The following is an 18,231-nucleotide window of genomic DNA, read 5'->3' as shown; positions in this document are numbered from 1 at the left end:
GCCACCCTGCGTTGGGTGGCCATTCCGTTTACGTGGTGTCCGGCGGTGTCCTACTCTCCCACAGGGTCGCCCCTGCAGTACCATCGGCGCTGAGAGGCTTAGCTTCCGGGTTCGGAATGGGACCGGGCGTTTCCCTCTCGCTATGGCCGCCGAAACTCTTTCGATGTTTCAGGTTTCACAACGTGAAAGTACTCTGTTCTGTTGTGTTCCCGACCGTACATCGGGAACCACTCAGTGGACGCGAACACCCTTACCCACCCGCGGGTGGGGGTGATTATCAAGTCATCGGCTTATTAGTACCAGTCAGCTGCACACGTTGCCGTGCTTCCACATCTGGCCTATCAACCCAGTAGTCTGGCTGGGAGCCTCTCACCCAAAAGGGTATGGAAGTCTCATCTTGAGGCCGGCTTCCCGCTTAGATGCTTTCAGCGGTTATCCATCCCGAACGTAGCTAACCAGCGGTGCACTTGGCAGTACAACTGGCACACCAGAGGTTCGTCCAACCCGGTCCTCTCGTACTAGGGTCAGATCCTCTCAAACTTCCTACGCGCGCAGCGGATAGGGACCGAACTGTCTCACGACGTTCTAAACCCAGCTCGCGTACCGCTTTAATGGGCGAACAGCCCAACCCTTGGGACCTACTCCAGCCCCAGGATGCGCCGAGCCGACATCGAGGTGCCAAACCATGCCGTCGATATGGACTCTTGGGCAAGATCAGCCTGTTATCCCCGAGGTACCTTTTATCCGTTGAGCGACAGCGCTTCCACAAGCCACTGCCGGATCACTAGTCCCGACTTTCGTCCCTGCTCGACCTGTCAGTCTCACAGTCAAGCTCCCTTGTGCACTTACACTCGCCACCTGATTGCCAACCAGGTTGAGGGAACCTTTGGGCGCCTCCGTTACTTTTTGGGAGGCAACCGCCCCAGTTAAACTACCCACCAGGCACTGTCCCTGAACCGGATCACGGTTCGAAGTTAGACATCCAGAGTGACCAGAGTGGTATTTCAACAACGACTCCACGAATACTGGCGTATCCGCTTCACAGTCTCCCACCTATCCTACACAAGCCACACCGAACACCAATACCAAGCTGTAGTAAAGGTCACGGGGTCTTTCCGTCCTGCTGCGCGTAACGAGCATCTTTACTCGTAATGCAATTTCGCCGAGTTCGCGGTTGAGACAGTTGGGAAGTCGTTACGCCATTCGTGCAGGTCGGAACTTACCCGACAAGGAATTTCGCTACCTTAGGATGGTTATAGTTACCACCGCCGTTTACTGGGGCTTAAATTCTGAGCTTCGCCTTGCGGCTGACCCGTCCTCTTAACCTTCCAGCACCGGGCAGGCGTCAGTCCGTATACATCGTCTTGCGACTTGGCACGGACCTGTGTTTTTAGTAAACAGTCGCTACCCACTAGTCTCTGCGGCCACCACACCCTTTTCCACGCAAGGTGGTATAAGCGGATGGCCCCCCTTCTCCCGAAGTTACGGGGGCATTTTGCCGAGTTCCTTAACCACGATTCTCTCGATCTCCTCGGTATTCTCTACCTGACCACCTGAGTCGGTTTGGGGTACGGGCGGCTAGAACCTCGCGTCGATGCTTTTCTCGGCAGCATAGGATCACCCACTTTTCATCCGCATCGTGTCTCAGCCTGCATGAGCTGCGGATTTGCCTACAGCTCGGCCTACGCACTTGCCCCGGGACAACCATCGCCCGGGATGGGCTACCTTCCTGCGTCACACCTGTTAACACGCTAACCGCACCAGCATAGGGTCGTGTGCTCCCCCGCCCGGTGTCACCCGAAGGCAACGATGGACAGGTTCGGACACTTAGCATCACTGGATTGATTGGGGCGGTTCTTCGCCGGTACGGGAATATCAACCCGTTGTCCATCGACTACGCCTGTCGGCCTCGCCTTAGGTCCCGACTTACCCAGGGAAGATTAGCTTGACCCTGGAACCCTTGGTCTTTCGGAGGACGTGTTTCTCACACGTCTTTCGCTACTCATGCCTGCATTCTCACTCGTGTAGCGTCCACAGCTGGGTCACCCCGCCGCTTCACTCGCCACACGACGCTCTCCTACCCATCAACACGGCTGGACCACGAAGGCCTACCAATAATGTCAATGCCACAACTTCGGTGGCGTGCTTGAGCCCCGTTACATTGTCGGCGCGGAATCACTTGACCAGTGAGCTATTACGCACTCTTTCAAGGGTGGCTGCTTCTAAGCCAACCTCCTGGTTGTCTAAGCAACTCCACATCCTTTCCCACTTAGCACGCGCTTAGGGACCTTAGATGGTGGTCTGGGTTGTTTCCCTCTCGACTATGAAGCTTATCCCCCACAGTCTCACTGCTGCGCTCTCACTTACCGGCATTCGGAGTTTGGCTGACGTCAGTAACCTGGTAGGGCCCATCGGCCATCCAGTAGCTCTACCTCCGGCAAGAAACACGCAACGCTGCACCTAAATGCATTTCGGAGAGAACCAGCTATCACGAAGTTTGATTGGCCTTTCACCCCTATCCACAGCTCATCCCCTCAGTTTTCAACCTAAGTGGGTTCGGCCCTCCACGACGTCTTACCGTCGCTTCAGCCTGGCCATGGATAGATCACTTCGCTTCGGGTCTAGGACATGCGACTGAAATCGCCCTCTTCAGACTCGCTTTCGCTACGGCTACCCCACCCGGGTTAACCTCGCCACATATCGCTAACTCGCAGGCTCATTCTTCAAAAGGCACGCTGTCACACCTACCAGGGGTGCTCCAACGGTTTGTAAGCAAACGGTTTCAGGTACTATTTCACTCCCCTCCCGGGGTACTTTTCACCTTTCCCTCACGGTACTTGTCCGCTATCGGTCATCTGGGAGTATTTAGGCTTATCAGGTGGTCCTGACAGATTCACACGGGATTTCTCGGGCCCCGTGCTACTTGGGATACTCTCCACGCTGCGTCCGACATTTCAGTTACGGGGCTGGCACCCACTCTGGCCGGCCTTTCAAGACCGTTCACCTATATCGACGCATCACGTTCACCACTCGGCAGAATGATACGGAAAGTCCCACAACCCCGAATACGCAACTCCTGCCGGATATCACACGTACTCGGTTTAGCCTCATCCGATTTCGCTCGCCACTACTCACGGAATCACGGTTGTTTTCTCTTCCTGTGGGTACTGAGATGTTTCACTTCCCCACGTTCCCTCTACCCGCCCTATATATTCAGGCGGGAGTCACTGGGTCGGCACGCCGCCCAGCGGGGTTTCCCCATTCGGACACCCTCGGATCAAAACTTGCTTATCAGTTCCCCGAGGCTTATCGCAGATTGCTACGTCCTTCTTCGGCTCCAGATGCCAAGGCATCCACCGTTTGCTCTTAAAGACTTGAAATCACATGAGCCGACTCCAAAAGGAATCGTCTATCGTTTCGAACCCATGCTTACGCATGAGCCCTTTAAGATGCTCGCGTCCACTGTGTAGTTCTCAAAGTACGGGCGGCACCCCCAACCCACCGGCCACAACCAGCGATCAGGAGCCCAGAGAGTCAAACCCCCACCCCCAAACGGGGACGAGACGTCCGGTCCCTCAGGACCCAACAGCGTGCAGGCACCCCGCTCACCACCCCCCACCCTCCAACCACACCCAACGGATGCGGCGTACTAGTGGGAACCAGTCGCGCTGATGCCATGTCAAATGTTCCACCCACGAGCCCCAACCAGGAACATTCGTCCTGATCTGGGTCCTAGAGTCCCCAAAGAGACCCAGGTGCTCCTTAGAAAGGAGGTGATCCAGCCGCACCTTCCGGTACGGCTACCTTGTTACGACTTAGTCCTAATTACCGATCCCACCTTCGACGGCTCCCCCCACAAGGGTTAGGCCACCGGCTTCAGGTGTTACCGACTTTCATGACTTGACGGGCGGTGTGTACAAGACCCGGGAACGTATTCACCGCAGCGTTGCTGATCTGCGATTACTAGCGACTCCGACTTCATGAGGTCGAGTTGCAGACCTCAATCCGAACTGGGACCGGCTTTTTGGGATTCGCTCCACCTCACGGTATTGCAGCCCTTTGTACCGGCCATTGTAGCATGCGTGAAGCCCAAGACATAAGGGGCATGATGATTTGACGTCATCCCCACCTTCCTCCGAGTTGACCCCGGCAGTATCCCATGAGTTCCCACCATAACGTGCTGGCAACATAGAACGAGGGTTGCGCTCGTTGCGGGACTTAACCCAACATCTCACGACACGAGCTGACGACAACCATGCACCACCTGTTCACGAGTGTCCAAAGAGTCCCCTATTTCTAGGGTGTTCTCGTGTATGTCAAGCCTTGGTAAGGTTCTTCGCGTTGCATCGAATTAATCCGCATGCTCCGCCGCTTGTGCGGGTCCCCGTCAATTCCTTTGAGTTTTAGCCTTGCGGCCGTACTCCCCAGGCGGGGAACTTAATGCGTTAGCTGCGTCACGGAATCCGTGGAAAGGACCCCACAACTAGTTCCCAACGTTTACGGGGTGGACTACCAGGGTATCTAAGCCTGTTTGCTCCCCACCCTTTCGCTCCTCAGCGTCAGTTACGGCCCAGAGATCTGCCTTCGCCATCGGTGTTCCTCCTGATATCTGCGCATTCCACCGCTACACCAGGAATTCCAATCTCCCCTACCGCACTCTAGTCTGCCCGTACCCACTGCAGGCCCGAGGTTGAGCCTCGGGATTTCACAGCAGACGCGACAAACCGCCTACGAGCTCTTTACGCCCAATAATTCCGGATAACGCTTGCGCCCTACGTATTACCGCGGCTGCTGGCACGTAGTTAGCCGGCGCTTTTTCTGCAAGTACCGTCACTCTCGCTTCTTCCTTGCTAAAAGAGGTTTACAACCCGAAGGCCGTCATCCCTCACGCGGCGTTGCTGCATCAGGCTTCCGCCCATTGTGCAATATTCCCCACTGCTGCCTCCCGTAGGAGTCTGGGCCGTGTCTCAGTCCCAGTGTGGCCGGTCACCCTCTCAGGCCGGCTACCCGTCGACGCCTTGGTAAGCCATTACCTCACCAACAAGCTGATAGGCCGCGAGCCCATCCCAGACCGAAAAATCTTTCCAACCACAGACCATGCGATCGTGATTCATATCCAGTATTAGACGCCGTTTCCAGCGCTTATCCCAGAGACTGGGGCAGGTTGCTCACGTGTTACTCACCCGTTCGCCACTGATCCACCAAGCAAGCTTGGCTTCACCGTTCGACTTGCATGTGTTAAGCACGCCGCCAGCGTTCATCCTGAGCCAGGATCAAACTCTCCATAAAAAAATGATGCCAACCCGGCCGGGAAAAACGACCAAAGCCAGCGAGTTCAACCATGACCAAAAACGAATATCAAACTGACATCCATGAATTGATCCAAAAACCCCCACCAACCACAAACGTGGCCGACAGAGAAAAAATTGGCATTTGACAAGTGCACGCTGTTGAGTTCTCAAAGATCGGACGCACCCACGCTCAGGCCTCTCGACCATCACCGCAGGGCAACTTCTCTATCTTACACATCCCGAGCGGCTTGTCAACCGCGCGACGAGGACCGAACCCCGCCACCATCGACGAACCCGAGAGTGGAAGAAACCCATCCTAAACCGGAAACCGGCCGACTCGCCAGGAGCCGAATCAGATGGGGTGGTCCGCTGCTTGAGGGGAGCCAGACCTTCCGGCCTTCCGCTCTACCCTTTGGGGCGAACAACAAGAACATTACGTGAACCCACGCCCCACGTCGAATCCACCCCGCACCCCGGGCGTGTCGCGCTCGACGAGACCCCGACTCACGCCGTGTCCACGTCCCTCGCCAGCTTCGCGGCGACGCGGAGGTCCGCCGCCAGTCCGGCCACCGCTTCGCTTCTCTGGCCCGAGTCACGCAGCCGCAGCACGGCCGACGGGTGGATCGTCACAACGACGATCCGACCGCTGCTGTCCAGCGGTCTGCCGCGCTCTGCGCCGACCTTCACGACCCGGCCGAGGACGGCACGGCCGGCGGTCGCGCCGAGGCAGACCACCACGGCCGGCTGCACGGCCGCGAACTCCGCCTCGAGCCATGGCCGGCACGCCTGGATGTTCCCGGCATCGGGACGCTGGTGGATCCGGCGTTTGCCGCGCATCTCGAAGCGGAAGTGCTTGACCGCATTGGTCACGTACACGCTCTCCCGCGAAACGCCGGCCTGTTCGAGCGCCTGCGACAGGATGCGTCCGGCGGGTCCCACGAAGGGCTCGCCCGCGAGGTCCTCCTTGTCGCCCGGCTGCTCCCCCACCAGCATCAGTCGCGCCGGCGCGTCACCGTCGCCGAACACCGCTTGCGTCGCGCCGCGCCACAACTCGCAGCCACGGCATCCCTGCACGGCATCCCGGAGCCGATCGACGTCCGCATCGGAGGGCACCCACTGCTCCGCCCCGGGACGCTCGATATCCATACCCGCACCGTACGCGGACGCCGACCGGGGTCGAAGCCCCTGGCCGGCCACGTCGTCGCGAGGTATGGTGACGTTCCGCCCGGTGAATCGGGCACATGACGGGGCGCGGCCGCTGATCCTCAGAGCGCGCTCGGTGCACCCTCGCCATGACGCCGCACCTGGACGGCGACGCACACGGCCACGGTGAGCAGCCCCCACGCAGCGCACGCCGGGGGGAGCACACGGTACGCCAGATGCGCGGGGGTGAAATCCCCGTCCAGCGGACCGAACGCGATGAGACCGCCGAGCCACGCAGCCACCAGCGCGCCCGGCAGCGCGATCCACCACACCCATCGCACCACCGCAGGCACCGCCTCCCTCGGCGGGTTCTCTGGCCGGCGGCGGATCAACCAGTTCAGCATCCAGACGGTGATGATCGCGAGGCCCACGATGCTCGACCCGTGTTGAAGCCACTTGTAGCCCGGCAGCGGCCCCCACTCGTCGGCGAGGACCGGGAGCACCTGGCTCCCCCATCGCCCTTCGTGGGTGAACAGGTCCCACACGATGTGACTGAGCACGCCGACCAGGAGCGATGCCGCCAGGAGCAGAATCGTCCGCGACGAGCGCCGCGCGCGTGTTCCGGCGGCGACGCCCACCGCCTCTCGGAGGGCCGCCCCGGCCCCCCTGTCCCATTCGCACGGAAGGCGGGCGGCGAGCCAGAGCGGCGAGAGCTCTCGTACCGCCGGTCGCAGAACGCACCGCCACAGCAGGAAGAGCAGGAAGGCCACCACCACGGTCACCGGTACCCATGCGAAGGAGTGCGTGACGCCGTAGCCGGCCGGCAGCCCCCTCACGAAGAGCGGGATGTCCGGAGTCATCGCGCCGATCGCGATCGCGGCGGGTACCAGCGGCGTGCGCACGAAGGGCAGCGCGACGACGGCATGGCTCGGTGTGAACGGCATCCGTCACTCCCCGCCGCGCGTGCACGCGTTCGCCATCGCCGCCGCCTCAGCCGACGAACACTCCCGCGAGCGTCTTCTTGCCGCGCCGGAGCACCGACACGCCGCCGGGGAGCGAACCCGCCACCACCGCCGCATCATCGTCGACCTTCTCGCCGTCCAGCCAGACACCGCCCTGAGCGATCGCCCGGCGGCCTTCGGACAGGCTGGCGACCAGACCGGTGTCGACGAGCACCTGAAGCACCCCTGTCCCCCGGGCAACCGTCGCGTGCGGCAGTTCCTCCAGGGCGTGACGCAGCGTGGCCGCGTCGAGCGCGGACAGATCCCCGTGCCCGAACAGCGCTTCGGATGCCGCGATGACGGCCGCCGTGGCCTCGACACCGTGCACGAACGACGTGACTTCGAGCGCGAGCCGCTTCTGGGCGGCGCGGCGGAACGGCTCCTCGGCGACCAGGCGCTCGTACTCGTCGATCTCGTCCCGCGTGAGGAACGTGAAGATCTTGAGCCGTTGAACGACGTCCGCGTCATCGGTGTTCAGCCAGAACTGGTACATCCGGTAGGGGCTGCACATCGCCGCGTCCAGCCAGATCGCGTTGCCTTCGCTCTTGCCGAACTTCGTTCCATCGCTGTTGGTGATCAGCGGCGTGCCGATGGCATGCACCGACACTCCCTCGACCCGATGGATGAGATCGGTTCCGCTGGTCAGATTGCCCCACTGGTCGCTGCCGCCCGTCTGCAGGACGCAGCCGTATTGCCGGTACAGCTCGAGGTAGTCCATGCCCTGCAGGATCTGGTAGCTGAACTCCGTGTAACTGATGCCTGCCTCGGAGTTCAGGCGTGCAGCGACCGCGTCCTTCTTGAGCATCGTGCCCACACGGTAGTGCTTGCCGATCTCACGGAGGAAGTCGATGGCGCTCATGGGCGCCGTCCAGTCCAGGTTGTTGACGATGCGTGCTGCGTTGTCGCCTTCGAAGCTCAGGAAGCGCTCGACCTGCGATCGGAGAGAGCCGACCCATTCGGCCACCGTCTCCTTCGTGTTGAGCGTGCGCTCCGCCGACGGTCGCGGGTCACCGATCAGGCCGGTGGATCCTCCGACAAGTCCGAGCGGCTTGTGTCCTGCCAGTTGCAGGCGACGCATCGTGATCAACTGCACGAGATTCCCCAGGTGCAGGCTGGGCGCGGTCGGGTCGAAGCCGCAGTAATACGTGATGGGGCCCCCGGCGAGAAGGGCGCGCAGCGCCTCCTGGTCGGTGGACACATGCACGAGCCCGCGCCACACGATCTCGTCCCACACGTTCTCGAACGAGGGATCGATCGCGGGCGCAGTCGCGCTCACGACGGTTTCAGACACGCGAGCCAGGCTATCAGCGCCGCGTGCCCGCACCCGTCCTCGCCCCCTCGGGACGTTGAGCGTGGGCGCTAAAGGCAAGCTTGGTTTAGCCCACAGGCTTGAGCACGTGAAGCCTAGAGGCTAAATTGGTGTTCGATTAAGCCTCGTCCCTTAAGGATGCCCATGTATGTCGTGACCGCAGATCAGCGCGCGAGCCGGGTACATGCCGACGCCGTTCCCGCGGCGATCGCCGTGGTGGCGCGACACGATCCCCCGCGGCTGGCACTCGCGCCCGAGCGCACGGCCGGAGACGAGATCCAGGCCGCGATCGCCGATGCCGCGACCGTCCTCGCCGTCATCCTGGATCTCACGCGGACCGGACAATGGAGCGTCGGAGTCGGTGTCGGAGCGGTCGAGTCGCCTCTCCCCGCCAGCGTGCGCGCCGCGCGTGGCGAGGCGTTCGTCAACGCCCGCGACGCCGTCGAGCGCGCCAAGAAGGCCAGCACGCGCATGGCGGTCACTGCGCCGGCGGACGGCGACGACGCAGAAGCGCTCGTACGGCTGCTCATCGAACTGCGCGACCGACGGACGGCCGAGGGCTGGGAGGTCTACGACCTGCTGGCCGAAGGTCTCACCCAGCGTGACGCCGCGGACCGGCTCGGAATCTCCGAGGGCGCCGTGAGCCTCCGCGCGAAGACCGCCGCACTGCGCACCGAGGAGGCGGCGATCCCGGCCCTGCAGCGTGTGCTGGAACGGCTGGACGCTCCTGCGGCACCGGGCGAGGTCTCGCACGCCTGAGCGCGCCCGGATCGCCGACGTCGGGACGTCGTCACGGGCGACGTCGGGCGCCCGTGCCAGACTGACAGCCATGGTCCTGCCGGACGTGCTGTTCGCGATCGTGCTCTCGATCGTGCTGTGCGCTGCCCTCGCGGTCGCGCTCGTCCTCGTGCTCGTCAGCATCCGCAAGCCGATCGACGTGCCGCTCATGATCGCGGCGGCACTCGTGGTGCTGTGCCTGCTCGTGGTCGCCGTCTCGCCCGTCGACGTGCCGCTGCCGGTGGGTCTCGGCATCGCCGTGCTCGGCACCGCCGTCGCCATCCTCGGCGGGAACCCGATCACCCGCCGCGTGCTGGAGCTGGCCAGTCACGGCAGAGTGCAGGAAGGCGACAACGGTGGCATCCTGCTGCGTGCCCCCGCCGTTGCGGGAGCCATCGCCTCCGAACAGGATGTCGTGCGCGAGGTGATGCGAGGCGGCACCACGATCGGCTATCTCGAGCGCGCGGCGGTCGCCCTGGGCATCATCGTGGGCTTCCCCGAGGCGATCGCGGTCATCGTCGCACTGAAGGGCATCGGCCGGTTCTCGGAGCTGGCGACCGCGGAGACACGGGAGCGCTTCATCATCGGAACCCTCGCCAGCCTCGTCTGGGCGTGCGTGGTCGCCGGAGCCGTGCGGCTCGCCATCTGGTGAGGTCGGGGACGCCCGTCAGAGCCCGAGCGCGTGGGCAGCGGCCTGGACACGCTGGATCAGCTCGGCCCGCTGCTCGGCTACACGTACCGGAGCCGTGCCGCCGGTGCCCGCACGGCTGGCGACCGAGCCCTCGACGGTCAGCACCTCGCGCACCTCGGGCGTGAGGTGGGGTGAGACCTCCGCGAGCTGAGCATCGGACGCCTCGTGCAGCTGGAGGCCGTTCTGCTCGCAGACGCGCACCAGGTGACCGGAGATCTCGTGTGCGTCGCGGAAGGGCACGCCCCGCTTGACCAGCCACTCCGCCACGTCGGTGGCCAGGGAGAAGCCTTCGGGGGCGAGGGCCGCCATGCGCTCGGTGTGGAAGCGGAGCGTGGCCACCATGCCGGCGAAGGCGGGTAGGACGGTCTCGAGGGTGCGCACCGAGTCGAAGACGGGTTCCTTGTCCTCCTGGAGGTCCCGGTTGTACGCCAGCGGGAGCGCCTTGAGCGTCGCCAGAAGCCCGGTGAGGTTGCCGATGAGCCGGCCTGCCTTGCCGCGGGCCAGCTCTGCGATGTCGGGGTTCTTCTTCTGGGGCATGATGCTCGAACCGGTCGAGTAGCCGTCGTCGAGCGTCACGAAGCCGAACTCCCGGGTGTTCCACAGGATGATCTCCTCCGCGAAGCGGGACAGGTCGATACCGATCATCGCGGCGATGAAGGCGAACTCTGCGACGACGTCGCGCGACGCGGTGCCGTCCAGGGAGTTCTCCGCGGGCCGGTCCAGGCCGAGTTCGCGCGCCACGAGCTCCGGGTCCAGTCCCAGCGTCGATCCCGCCAGTGCCCCGCCGCCGTATGGTGAGACGGCGGCACGAGCCGACCAGTCGCGCATCCGCTCCAGGTCCCGCACGAGCGGCCACGCGTGCGCCTGCAGGTGATGCGCGAGCAGCACCGGCTGGGCATGCTGAAGGTGCGTGCGACCGGGCATGACGGCATCGGCGTGGGCTTCGGCCTGAGCCACGAGCGCGTCGACGAGACGGAGCACTTCGCGGGCGATCGTGCGCGAGTGGTCCAGCAGATACATGCGTACGAGCGTCGCGATCTGGTCGTTGCGGCTGCGGCCGGCGCGCAGCTTGCCGCCGAGCTCCGGACCGACCACGCCGATCAGCGCCTGCTCGAGTGCGCCGTGGACGTCTTCGTCGGATGCCGCGGGCAGGAGGGTGCCCTCGGTGACACCGCGGGCCAGCACGTCGAGACCCCGATGCATGGCCTGCTCTTCGTCGGCGGTGAGATAGCCGGCGGCGGCGAGCGCCTTGGCGTGCGCGTGGGAACCGGCGATGTCATAGAGCGCGAGCTCCCAGTCGAAGTGCGTCGAGCGGCTCAGTTCCGCCAGCTCCGGAGACGGCCCCGTGGCGAACCGGGCTCCCCACAGTGCGCCCTCGTTCGTGCCGTCGCCCTTCGCATCACTCACCGCACCAGCCTACCGAGGCGATGCCGGGTCTGCCGTCGCCCGCGACCGGGCGAACAGCCGCGAACCGCGGTCCACGACGGTCTCGAGCGGTCCCCGCCCGACCAGCAGCGCCCACGCCGTGCAGAAGACGATCGTTCCCGCGGTAAACGGCCAGAACGGCTGCAGCGCGCGGAAACCGGAGAGGTCCCCGACTCTGTCGAGGACGGAACCGGCGATCGCCGCCCAGACGAGCAGCTGCAGCGTGTACGCCGTGAGCGGCATCGCGCCCACCGCCCGCAGCGGCAGCAGCAGCCACACGAAGACAGTCCGGCACACGAGGAGAGACGCGCCGATCACCGCCAACGCGAACCCGCCCGACCCCACCACCTCCAGCAGGCCGCTCGAATGAGCACGTGCCGTCCAGAGGGCACCGAGGTACGACGACACCTCGGCGTCGCCTCCCGCGCCGGCCGCGGCATCCAGTCCGTACGCCACGACGGCCAGCGCAACCCCGGCGACGACGAGCCAGACCTGCACCCGCAGCCTCGTCACGCCGGCGCGCGCCGCTCCGAGACCGGCGGCGACGAAGGCGATCCACGTCGTGAAGGGGTAGTGCCAGCCCAGCACGAGCGACAGCGCCTCCCCCGCCGGCGAGGTCCACACCGGGAGTGCGTCCAACGCGACCTGCACGAACGGCATCACGACGGCCAGCGCCGCGGCCGCCGGCAGCAGGATGCCTGCCGGTAGCGCGGTGAGAGGGATGGCCAGCAGGAACAGCAGCGCGTATGCCGGGAGGATGACGTAGACCGGCACACCGGTCGCGATGAGCAGGATGCCGAGCAGCCACAGGAGCGCGGCTCGTGCGACCAGCCGGCGCCGCGCGAGTGCCATCGGCGCGCCGAGCAGCCGCGACGCTCCGCCGGTCACGAGACCGATCGACACCCCGGCCAGCGTCGCGAAGAGGATCGACGAGCGACCATGAACCACCGCGACCCAGGTCGCCGGGTCAGCCCACGCGAAGGGCTCGTCGATCCAGAGCAGATGGGCGGCGAACATGCCGAGCACCGCCAGCCCTCGGGCCAGATCGACGCCCACGACGCGCGGCGCGTGGTTCAGGCGACCCCAGCACTCGGCGAGCCGGTTCACCCTCGGGCCGCCCGATCTTCAGTCCTGGCGCAGAAGCCAGACCAGCAGCGCCTTCTGGGCGTGGAGCCGGTTCTCGGCCTCGTCCCACACCACGCTCTGCGGTCCGTCGATCACCTCGGCGTCCACCTCGTATCCGCGGTCGGCCGGCAGGCAGTGGATGAAGATCGCGTCGCCGCGCGCGAGCGACATGAGCTCCTGAGTCACCTTGTACCCGCCCAGGTCGCGCAGCCGCTCGAGCTTCTCCTCCTCCTTGCCCATCGACACCCAGGTGTCCGTCACGATGACGTCCGCGCCTGCCGCGGCCTCGTTCGGGTCGGTGTAGAGCGTCACCGAGCCGCCGGTCTCGGCGGCGCGCCGGTCGGCGTCGGCGATCACGTCGTCGCGGGGCGCGTAGGACTCGGGCGACGCGACGCGCACGTGCATGCCGGCGGTCACCCCGGCCAGCACGTACGAATGCGCCATGTTGGACTTGCCGTCGCCGAAGAACGCGAGGGTCAATCCAGCGAGCTCGCCCTTGTGCTCCTTGATGGTCAGCAGGTCGGCCAGCAGCTGGCAGGGGTGGAAGTCGTCGCTCAACGCGTTGATCACCGGAACGCGGGTGCCCGCCGCCATCTGCTCGAGACCGGCCTGCGCGTAGGTGCGCCAGACGATCGCCGCCACCTGGCGCTCGAGCACCCGGGCGGTGTCGGAGGGCGTCTCCTTGCCGCCCAGCTGGCTGTTCGCGGTGGAGATGATCAGCGGCGACCCGCCGAGGTCGGCGATGCCGACCGCGAACGAGACCCGGGTGCGGGTGGACGACTTGTCGAAGATGACCGCGACCGTCTGAGGCCCCTCGAGCGGCTTGAGCTTCCACCGGTCCTTCTTGAGCGCGACCGCGAGTTCGAGGATCTCGTTCTGCTCGGCCTGCGTGAGGTCATCGTCGCGCAGCAGGTGGCGGGTCATGCCGAGACCTCCCGTCCGGTGCTCGATCCGCTCGGCGCATCGAGCACCAGCGCGTCCTCCACCGTGCGCAGTGCCGCCGTGAACAGCTCCACGAATTCGTCGATCTCGACATCGCCGATCGTCAGGGCGGGCACCAGTCGGATGGTGTCGTCGTTGGTGGCGTTGATGACCAGGCCGTGCTCGCCGGCGGCGGCCACGAGCGCCTTCGCGACGGGATGCCGCAGCCCCACGCCCATGAGCAGCCCCGCGCCGCGGCACCCCTCGATCAGCTCGGAATCGATGCGCTCGATCGCCGCGCGCAGCTGCGCTCCGCGCTCCGCCGCGTTGCGGACCAGATCGGCCCGTTCGATCTCGGCCAGCACGGCGCCGGCGACGGCGGTGCCGAGGGGGTTTCCGCCGAAGGTGGAGCCGTGCGTGCCCGGGTAGAAGAGCTCGCTGGCCTCGCCGAACGTGATCAGCGCGCCGATCGGGAACCCGCCGCCGATCCCCTTGGCGACCGTGATGGCATCCGGTGTGATGCCCTCGTGCTGGAACGCGAACCAGGCCCCGGTGCGCCCGGCCCCGGTCTGGATCTCGTCGACGATGAGAAGCGCTCCGTGACGCTGGGTGATCTCGCGGGCGGCGGTGAGGTAACCGGCGGGAAGCGGCAGGACGCCCGCCTCACCCTTCACCGGCTCGACGAACAGCGCGGCGACGCGGTCGTCGATGGCCTCCTCGAGGGCCTCGACGGTGGAGTCGATGAACTCGACGCCGGGGGTCATGGGCAGGAACGGCTCCTGCATGTAGGGCTTGCCAGTGAGCGCGAGGGTCCCCATCGTGCGCCCGTGGAAGGCGTCCTTGAGCGCGAGGATGCGCGGGCGGGCCGACCCGCCGTGAAGGCGGGCGAGCTTGAACGCCGCCTCATTGGCTTCAGCGCCGGAATTGCCGAAGTACACGCGCCCCGCGTCGCCGGTGCCGGCCAGCCGCTTGAGGGTCGCAGCCAGCGCGAGCTGCGGCGGGGTGGCGAAGTAGTTGGAGACGTGGGACAGCGTCGCGGCCTGCGTCGCGACGGCGTCGACGAACACCGGATGCGCGTGGCCCAGCGAGTCGACCGCGATCCCGGCCAGGAAGTCGAGGTAGCGCTTGCCGTCGGCGTCCCACAGATAGGAGCCTTCTCCGCGCACGAACATCGCCATGCGCGGCCCGAAGCTCTTGACGAGGTCGCGCCCCGCATCGTCCTGCCACGTCATCCGAGCACCACCTCTGTTCCGATTCCCTTGCTGGTGAAGATCTCCACGAGTACCGAGTGCGGCACGCGTCCGTCGATGATGGCGGCGGTCTCGACGCCGCCTTCGACCGCTTCCAAGCACGCCGTCATCTTCGGGATCATGCCCGACTCGAGCCGCGGCAGCATCGCGCGCAGCTCCGTCGAAGTCAGGTGCGACACGAGCGAGTCGCGGTTGGGCCAGTCGGCGTAGAGCCCCGGGACGTCGGTGAGCACCACCAGCTTCGCCGCCCCCAGCGCGACGGCCAGCGCGGATGCCGCAGCATCCGCGTTCACATTCAACGAGTGCCCGGGGTGGTCGAGGTCGGGCGCGATGCTCGAGACCACCGGGATGCGGCCGGCGGCGACCTGGTCGAGCACCGGCTGCGGATCGACCTGGACGACGTCGCCGACCCGCCCGAGGTCGTGCTCCACGCCCTCGATGACCACGCCGCGGCGGCGGCCGCCGAACAGACCCGCGTCTTCGCCGCTGAGACCGGTCGCGACGGGGCCGTGGGCGTTGATCTTGGAGACGAGCTGCGGGTTGATCTGGCCGGTGAGCACCATGCGCACCACCGAGATCGCCTCCGTGGAGGTCACCCGGTATCCCCCCTTGAACTCGCTCGGGATCGCGAGGCGATCGAGCATCGATGAGATCTGGGGCCCACCACCGTGGACCACGACCGGCTTCACCCCGACGTACCGGAGGTAGGCGATGTCGGCGGCGAAGGCATCCTGCAGCTCCTCGCTGACCATCGCGTTGCCGCCGTACTTGACGACGACGATCTGGTCCCGGAAGCGCTTGAGCCAGGGCAGCGACTCGATGAGCGTGACGGCGCGGGCGCTGGCCTCGCCGGGATCGGTGTCTTGCAGATCGGTCATGAGGAGTAGGCGCTGTTCTCGTGCACGTAGTCGTGGGTGAGGTCGTTGGTGAGGATGGTCGCCGAGGCGCTGCCCACCTTCAGGTCGATGACGAGGTCGGTCGCCCGGGGTGTGAGGTCGACGTCTTCGCGAGGCGCGTCGGGACCGCCCGCGCTGCATACCCGCACGCCGTTCATCCAGACGTCGACGTCGTAGGGGTCGAAGGCGGCCTGTGTCGTGCCGATCGCGGCGAGCACGCGTCCCCAGTTCGGGTCGTTGCCGAAGATCGCCGCCTTGAAGAGGTTGTTGCGGGCCACCGAGCGCCCGACCTGCACCGCGTCCTCCTCGGAGGCGGCGTTGACGACCTCGATCGTGATGTCGTGGCTCGCACCCTCCGCGTCGCCCTGCAGCTGCTTCGCGAGGTCCTGACAGACCTCGGTGAGCACCGCGGCGAACTCGTCGAGATCGGGTTCGATGCCGGAGGCCCCGCTGACCATGAGCGTCACCTGGTCGTTGGTCGACATACACCCGTCGGAATCGAGCCGGTCGAACGTGCGCGCCGTGGCCTGACGCAGCGCGGCGTCGGCCTGCGCCGAATCGAGCACCGCATCGGTCGTGATGACGACGAGCATGGTGGCAAGACCCGGGGCCAGCATGCCGGCGCCCTTCGCCATGCCGCCGATCGACCACCCGTCGCGGGCGGCGACCGCGCTCTTGGGGCGGGAGTCGGTGGTCATGATCGCGAGCGACGCCGCTTCGCCGCCCTCGGCAGAGAGAGTGCGGATCGCCTTCTCGGTTCCGGCCAGCACCTTGGCCCGGAAGGACTCGTCGCCCGTGCCGATGAGCCCGGTGGAGCACACCAGGACGTCGCCGGCGCTGACTCCGAGCAGTTCCGCCGCCTTCTCGGCCGTCTGGTGGGTGGTCTGGAATCCGAACGACCCCGTGAAGCAGTTGGCGCCGCCGGAGTTGAGCACGATCGCCTCGACCACGCCGTCGCGGATGACCTCCTGCGACCAGAGGATCGGGTTTGCCTTCGCGCGGTTGCTGGTGAACACGGCGGCGGCGGCCTTGAGCGGCCCGCGGTTGACGACGACGGCGACATCGGGCTTGCCGGTCGACTTGAGCCCGACGGCGACACCGGCCGCCTCGAATCCCTGTGCCGCGGTGACACTCACGGGGCGACTCCGTTCACGGTGAGCGCCGTGCCCTCGGGCAGGCCCAGCGCGATGTTCATGGACTGCACGGCCGCGCCGGCGGTGCCCTTGACGAGATTGTCGACCGCCGTCACGACGGTGACCCGGTTGGCCGCCCGGTCGATCGCCAGGCCCATGAGCGCGGTGTTCGCGCCGAGCACGTCCGCCGTGCGGGGGAACTCCCCCGCCGGCAAGAGCTGCACGAAGGTCTCGTCGCCGTACGCCGACTCCCAGGCGCCGCGGATCTGCTCGTCGGTCATGCCCGGAACGATGGGCGCGGAAGAGGTGGCGAGGATGCCGCGGGCCATGGGGACGAGCACCGGCGTGAACGAGATGCGGATGCCCCGGTCGGGACCGGTGCCGCCTTCGACGCTGGACTCGCGGGCCGCCGCCAGCGCCTGGCGGATCTCGGGGATGTGCCGGTGCGTGCCGCCGACGGCGTACGGGTTGGCGCTGCCGAGGATCTCGGAAGCCAGCAGGTGCGTCTTGAGGCTGCGGCCGGCGCCGGAGGGGCCGACCGCGAGCACCGTCACGATGTCGGACGGGTCGATGACGCCCGCAGCGACGCCGGGCGCGAGGCTGAGGCTCACGGTCGACGCGTTGCAACCGGGAGCGGCGATCCGCGAGGCGCCTTCGAGCCGCCGGCGCTGCTTGGCGCCGGCCACCGGCAGCTCCGGCACGCCGTACACCCACGGCTCGTGGAAGTCCCCGCCGTAGAACCGGTCCCAGTCGGCTACGGACTCGAGACGGTGATCCGCACCCGCATCGATGACGAGCGGGGTGTCGCCGAGGGCGTCGGTGTACTGGCCGGACTGGCCGTGGGGCAGCGCGAGGAAGACGATGTCGTGGCCCGCGAGGACCTCGGGAGTCGTGTCTTCGAGGGTGAGGTGGGCGAGCGAGCGGAGGTGCGGCTGGTGCTGGATGAGCGGCTGTCCCGCGTTGGAGTGCGCGGTCACGGTGCGGATCTCGACGTCGGGATGTGCGGCGAGGATCCGCAGGATCTCACCGCCCGCATAGCCGGATGCGCCGGAGACGGCGACCGAATATGTCATGGATTCCACCTTAGAGTCTGCGTACGGGGGCCGGAGACGGCGACGCCCGTTCGCAGACGTCCATGACAGGACGGCGTTCGGGGTCGCCTAGAGTCGGCGCTCGCCCAGACGGCGTCGGCGTGCGGGAGCGACGCTCGGAAGGAGCGTCACAAGTCCCTGGATCGCCGAAGGCATGCGCCGACGATAGCCGCCGGGC

12 protein-coding genes and 3 rRNA genes are annotated in these 18,231 nt (G+C 65.8%); 2 read left to right on the top strand and 13 right to left on the bottom strand.

Features of this window, described 5'->3' with window-relative positions; all coding sequences use genetic code 11:
- Positions 1–37: 37 nt before the first annotated feature.
- The 6 genes from rrf to tyrS form a co-directional block, all read right to left on the bottom strand.
- Positions 38–154: ribosomal RNA gene (gene rrf / locus C9992_RS00340) — 5S ribosomal RNA — on the bottom strand.
- 119 nt (positions 155–273) lie between these two features.
- Positions 274–3,380 (bottom strand): 23S ribosomal RNA (locus tag C9992_RS00335).
- Between the two features lie 386 nt (positions 3,381–3,766).
- Positions 3,767–5,289, bottom strand: a 16S ribosomal RNA gene (locus C9992_RS00330).
- Together the 16S, 23S and 5S rRNA genes form the textbook arrangement of a ribosomal RNA operon.
- 506 nt (positions 5,290–5,795) lie before the next feature.
- Entirely contained in the window at positions 5,796–6,437 is a 642-nt protein-coding gene (locus tag C9992_RS00325; RefSeq protein ID WP_106813630.1) for a UdgX family uracil-DNA binding protein, read from the bottom strand.
- Positions 6,438–6,556: 119 nt separating this feature from the next.
- Positions 6,557–7,378 carry a DUF4184 family protein gene (locus C9992_RS00320; protein WP_106813629.1) on the bottom strand — a complete coding sequence of 274 codons (822 nt, stop codon included), beginning with the start codon at positions 7,376–7,378 and terminating at the stop codon, positions 6,557–6,559.
- 46 nt (positions 7,379–7,424) lie between these two features.
- Positions 7,425–8,726, bottom strand: a complete 1,302-nt coding sequence (gene tyrS / locus C9992_RS00315) for a tyrosine--tRNA ligase (protein ID WP_106813628.1) — start codon at positions 8,724–8,726, stop codon at positions 7,425–7,427.
- A 162-nt stretch (positions 8,727–8,888) separates the two neighbouring features.
- Between tyrS and C9992_RS00310 the strand changes: the two genes are divergently transcribed.
- Positions 8,889–9,503, top strand: coding sequence for a helix-turn-helix domain-containing protein (locus tag C9992_RS00310; RefSeq protein ID WP_106813627.1), 615 nt, complete (start codon positions 8,889–8,891; stop codon positions 9,501–9,503).
- A gap of 70 nt (positions 9,504–9,573) precedes the next feature.
- Complete coding sequence (locus tag C9992_RS00305; RefSeq protein WP_106813626.1) at positions 9,574–10,173, top strand: hypothetical protein; 600 nt, start codon at positions 9,574–9,576, stop codon at positions 10,171–10,173.
- 15 nt (positions 10,174–10,188) lie between these two features.
- Here C9992_RS00305 and argH read toward each other — a convergent pair whose 3' ends face one another.
- From argH to argC, 7 genes are read right to left on the bottom strand one after another with little or no spacing between them, the layout of a single operon-like run.
- On the bottom strand, positions 10,189–11,619 hold the full coding sequence (gene argH, locus C9992_RS00300) for an argininosuccinate lyase (protein WP_106813625.1): 1,431 nt from the start codon (positions 11,617–11,619) through the stop codon (positions 10,189–10,191).
- A gap of 9 nt (positions 11,620–11,628) precedes the next feature.
- Complete coding sequence (locus C9992_RS00295) at positions 11,629–12,744, bottom strand: heparan-alpha-glucosaminide N-acetyltransferase domain-containing protein (RefSeq protein ID WP_235007870.1); 1,116 nt, start codon at positions 12,742–12,744, stop codon at positions 11,629–11,631.
- An 18-nt stretch (positions 12,745–12,762) separates the two neighbouring features.
- Positions 12,763–13,686 carry an ornithine carbamoyltransferase gene (gene argF, locus C9992_RS00290; protein WP_106813624.1) on the bottom strand — a complete coding sequence of 308 codons (924 nt, stop codon included), beginning with the start codon at positions 13,684–13,686 and terminating at the stop codon, positions 12,763–12,765.
- Positions 13,683–14,915: an acetylornithine transaminase gene (locus tag C9992_RS00285; RefSeq protein WP_106813623.1), complete on the bottom strand. Its 1,233-nt coding sequence runs from the start codon at positions 14,913–14,915 to the stop codon at positions 13,683–13,685. The genes argF and C9992_RS00285 overlap by 4 nt, the downstream gene beginning before the upstream one ends.
- Positions 14,912–15,811: an acetylglutamate kinase gene (argB, locus tag C9992_RS00280; RefSeq protein WP_106813622.1), complete on the bottom strand. Its 900-nt coding sequence runs from the start codon at positions 15,809–15,811 to the stop codon at positions 14,912–14,914. The genes C9992_RS00285 and argB overlap by 4 nt, the downstream gene beginning before the upstream one ends.
- The gene (gene argJ, locus C9992_RS00275; RefSeq protein ID WP_106813621.1) at positions 15,808–16,965 is read right to left on the bottom strand and encodes a bifunctional glutamate N-acetyltransferase/amino-acid acetyltransferase ArgJ; all 1,158 of its coding nucleotides are present in this window, start codon (positions 16,963–16,965) and stop codon (positions 15,808–15,810) included. Before argJ ends, argB begins: the two co-directional genes overlap by 4 nt.
- Positions 16,962–18,035 carry an N-acetyl-gamma-glutamyl-phosphate reductase gene (argC, locus tag C9992_RS00270; RefSeq protein WP_106813620.1) on the bottom strand — a complete coding sequence of 358 codons (1,074 nt, stop codon included), beginning with the start codon at positions 18,033–18,035 and terminating at the stop codon, positions 16,962–16,964. The genes argJ and argC overlap by 4 nt, the downstream gene beginning before the upstream one ends.
- Positions 18,036–18,231: the final 196 nt, after the last annotated feature.

This window comes from Microbacterium timonense (assembly GCF_900292075.1).
In the GTDB taxonomy this organism is placed as follows: domain Bacteria; phylum Actinomycetota; class Actinomycetes; order Actinomycetales; family Microbacteriaceae; genus Microbacterium; species Microbacterium timonense.
Note: the sequence above shows the minus strand (reverse complement) of the source record. Positions and strands in the feature narration are given on the sequence as shown.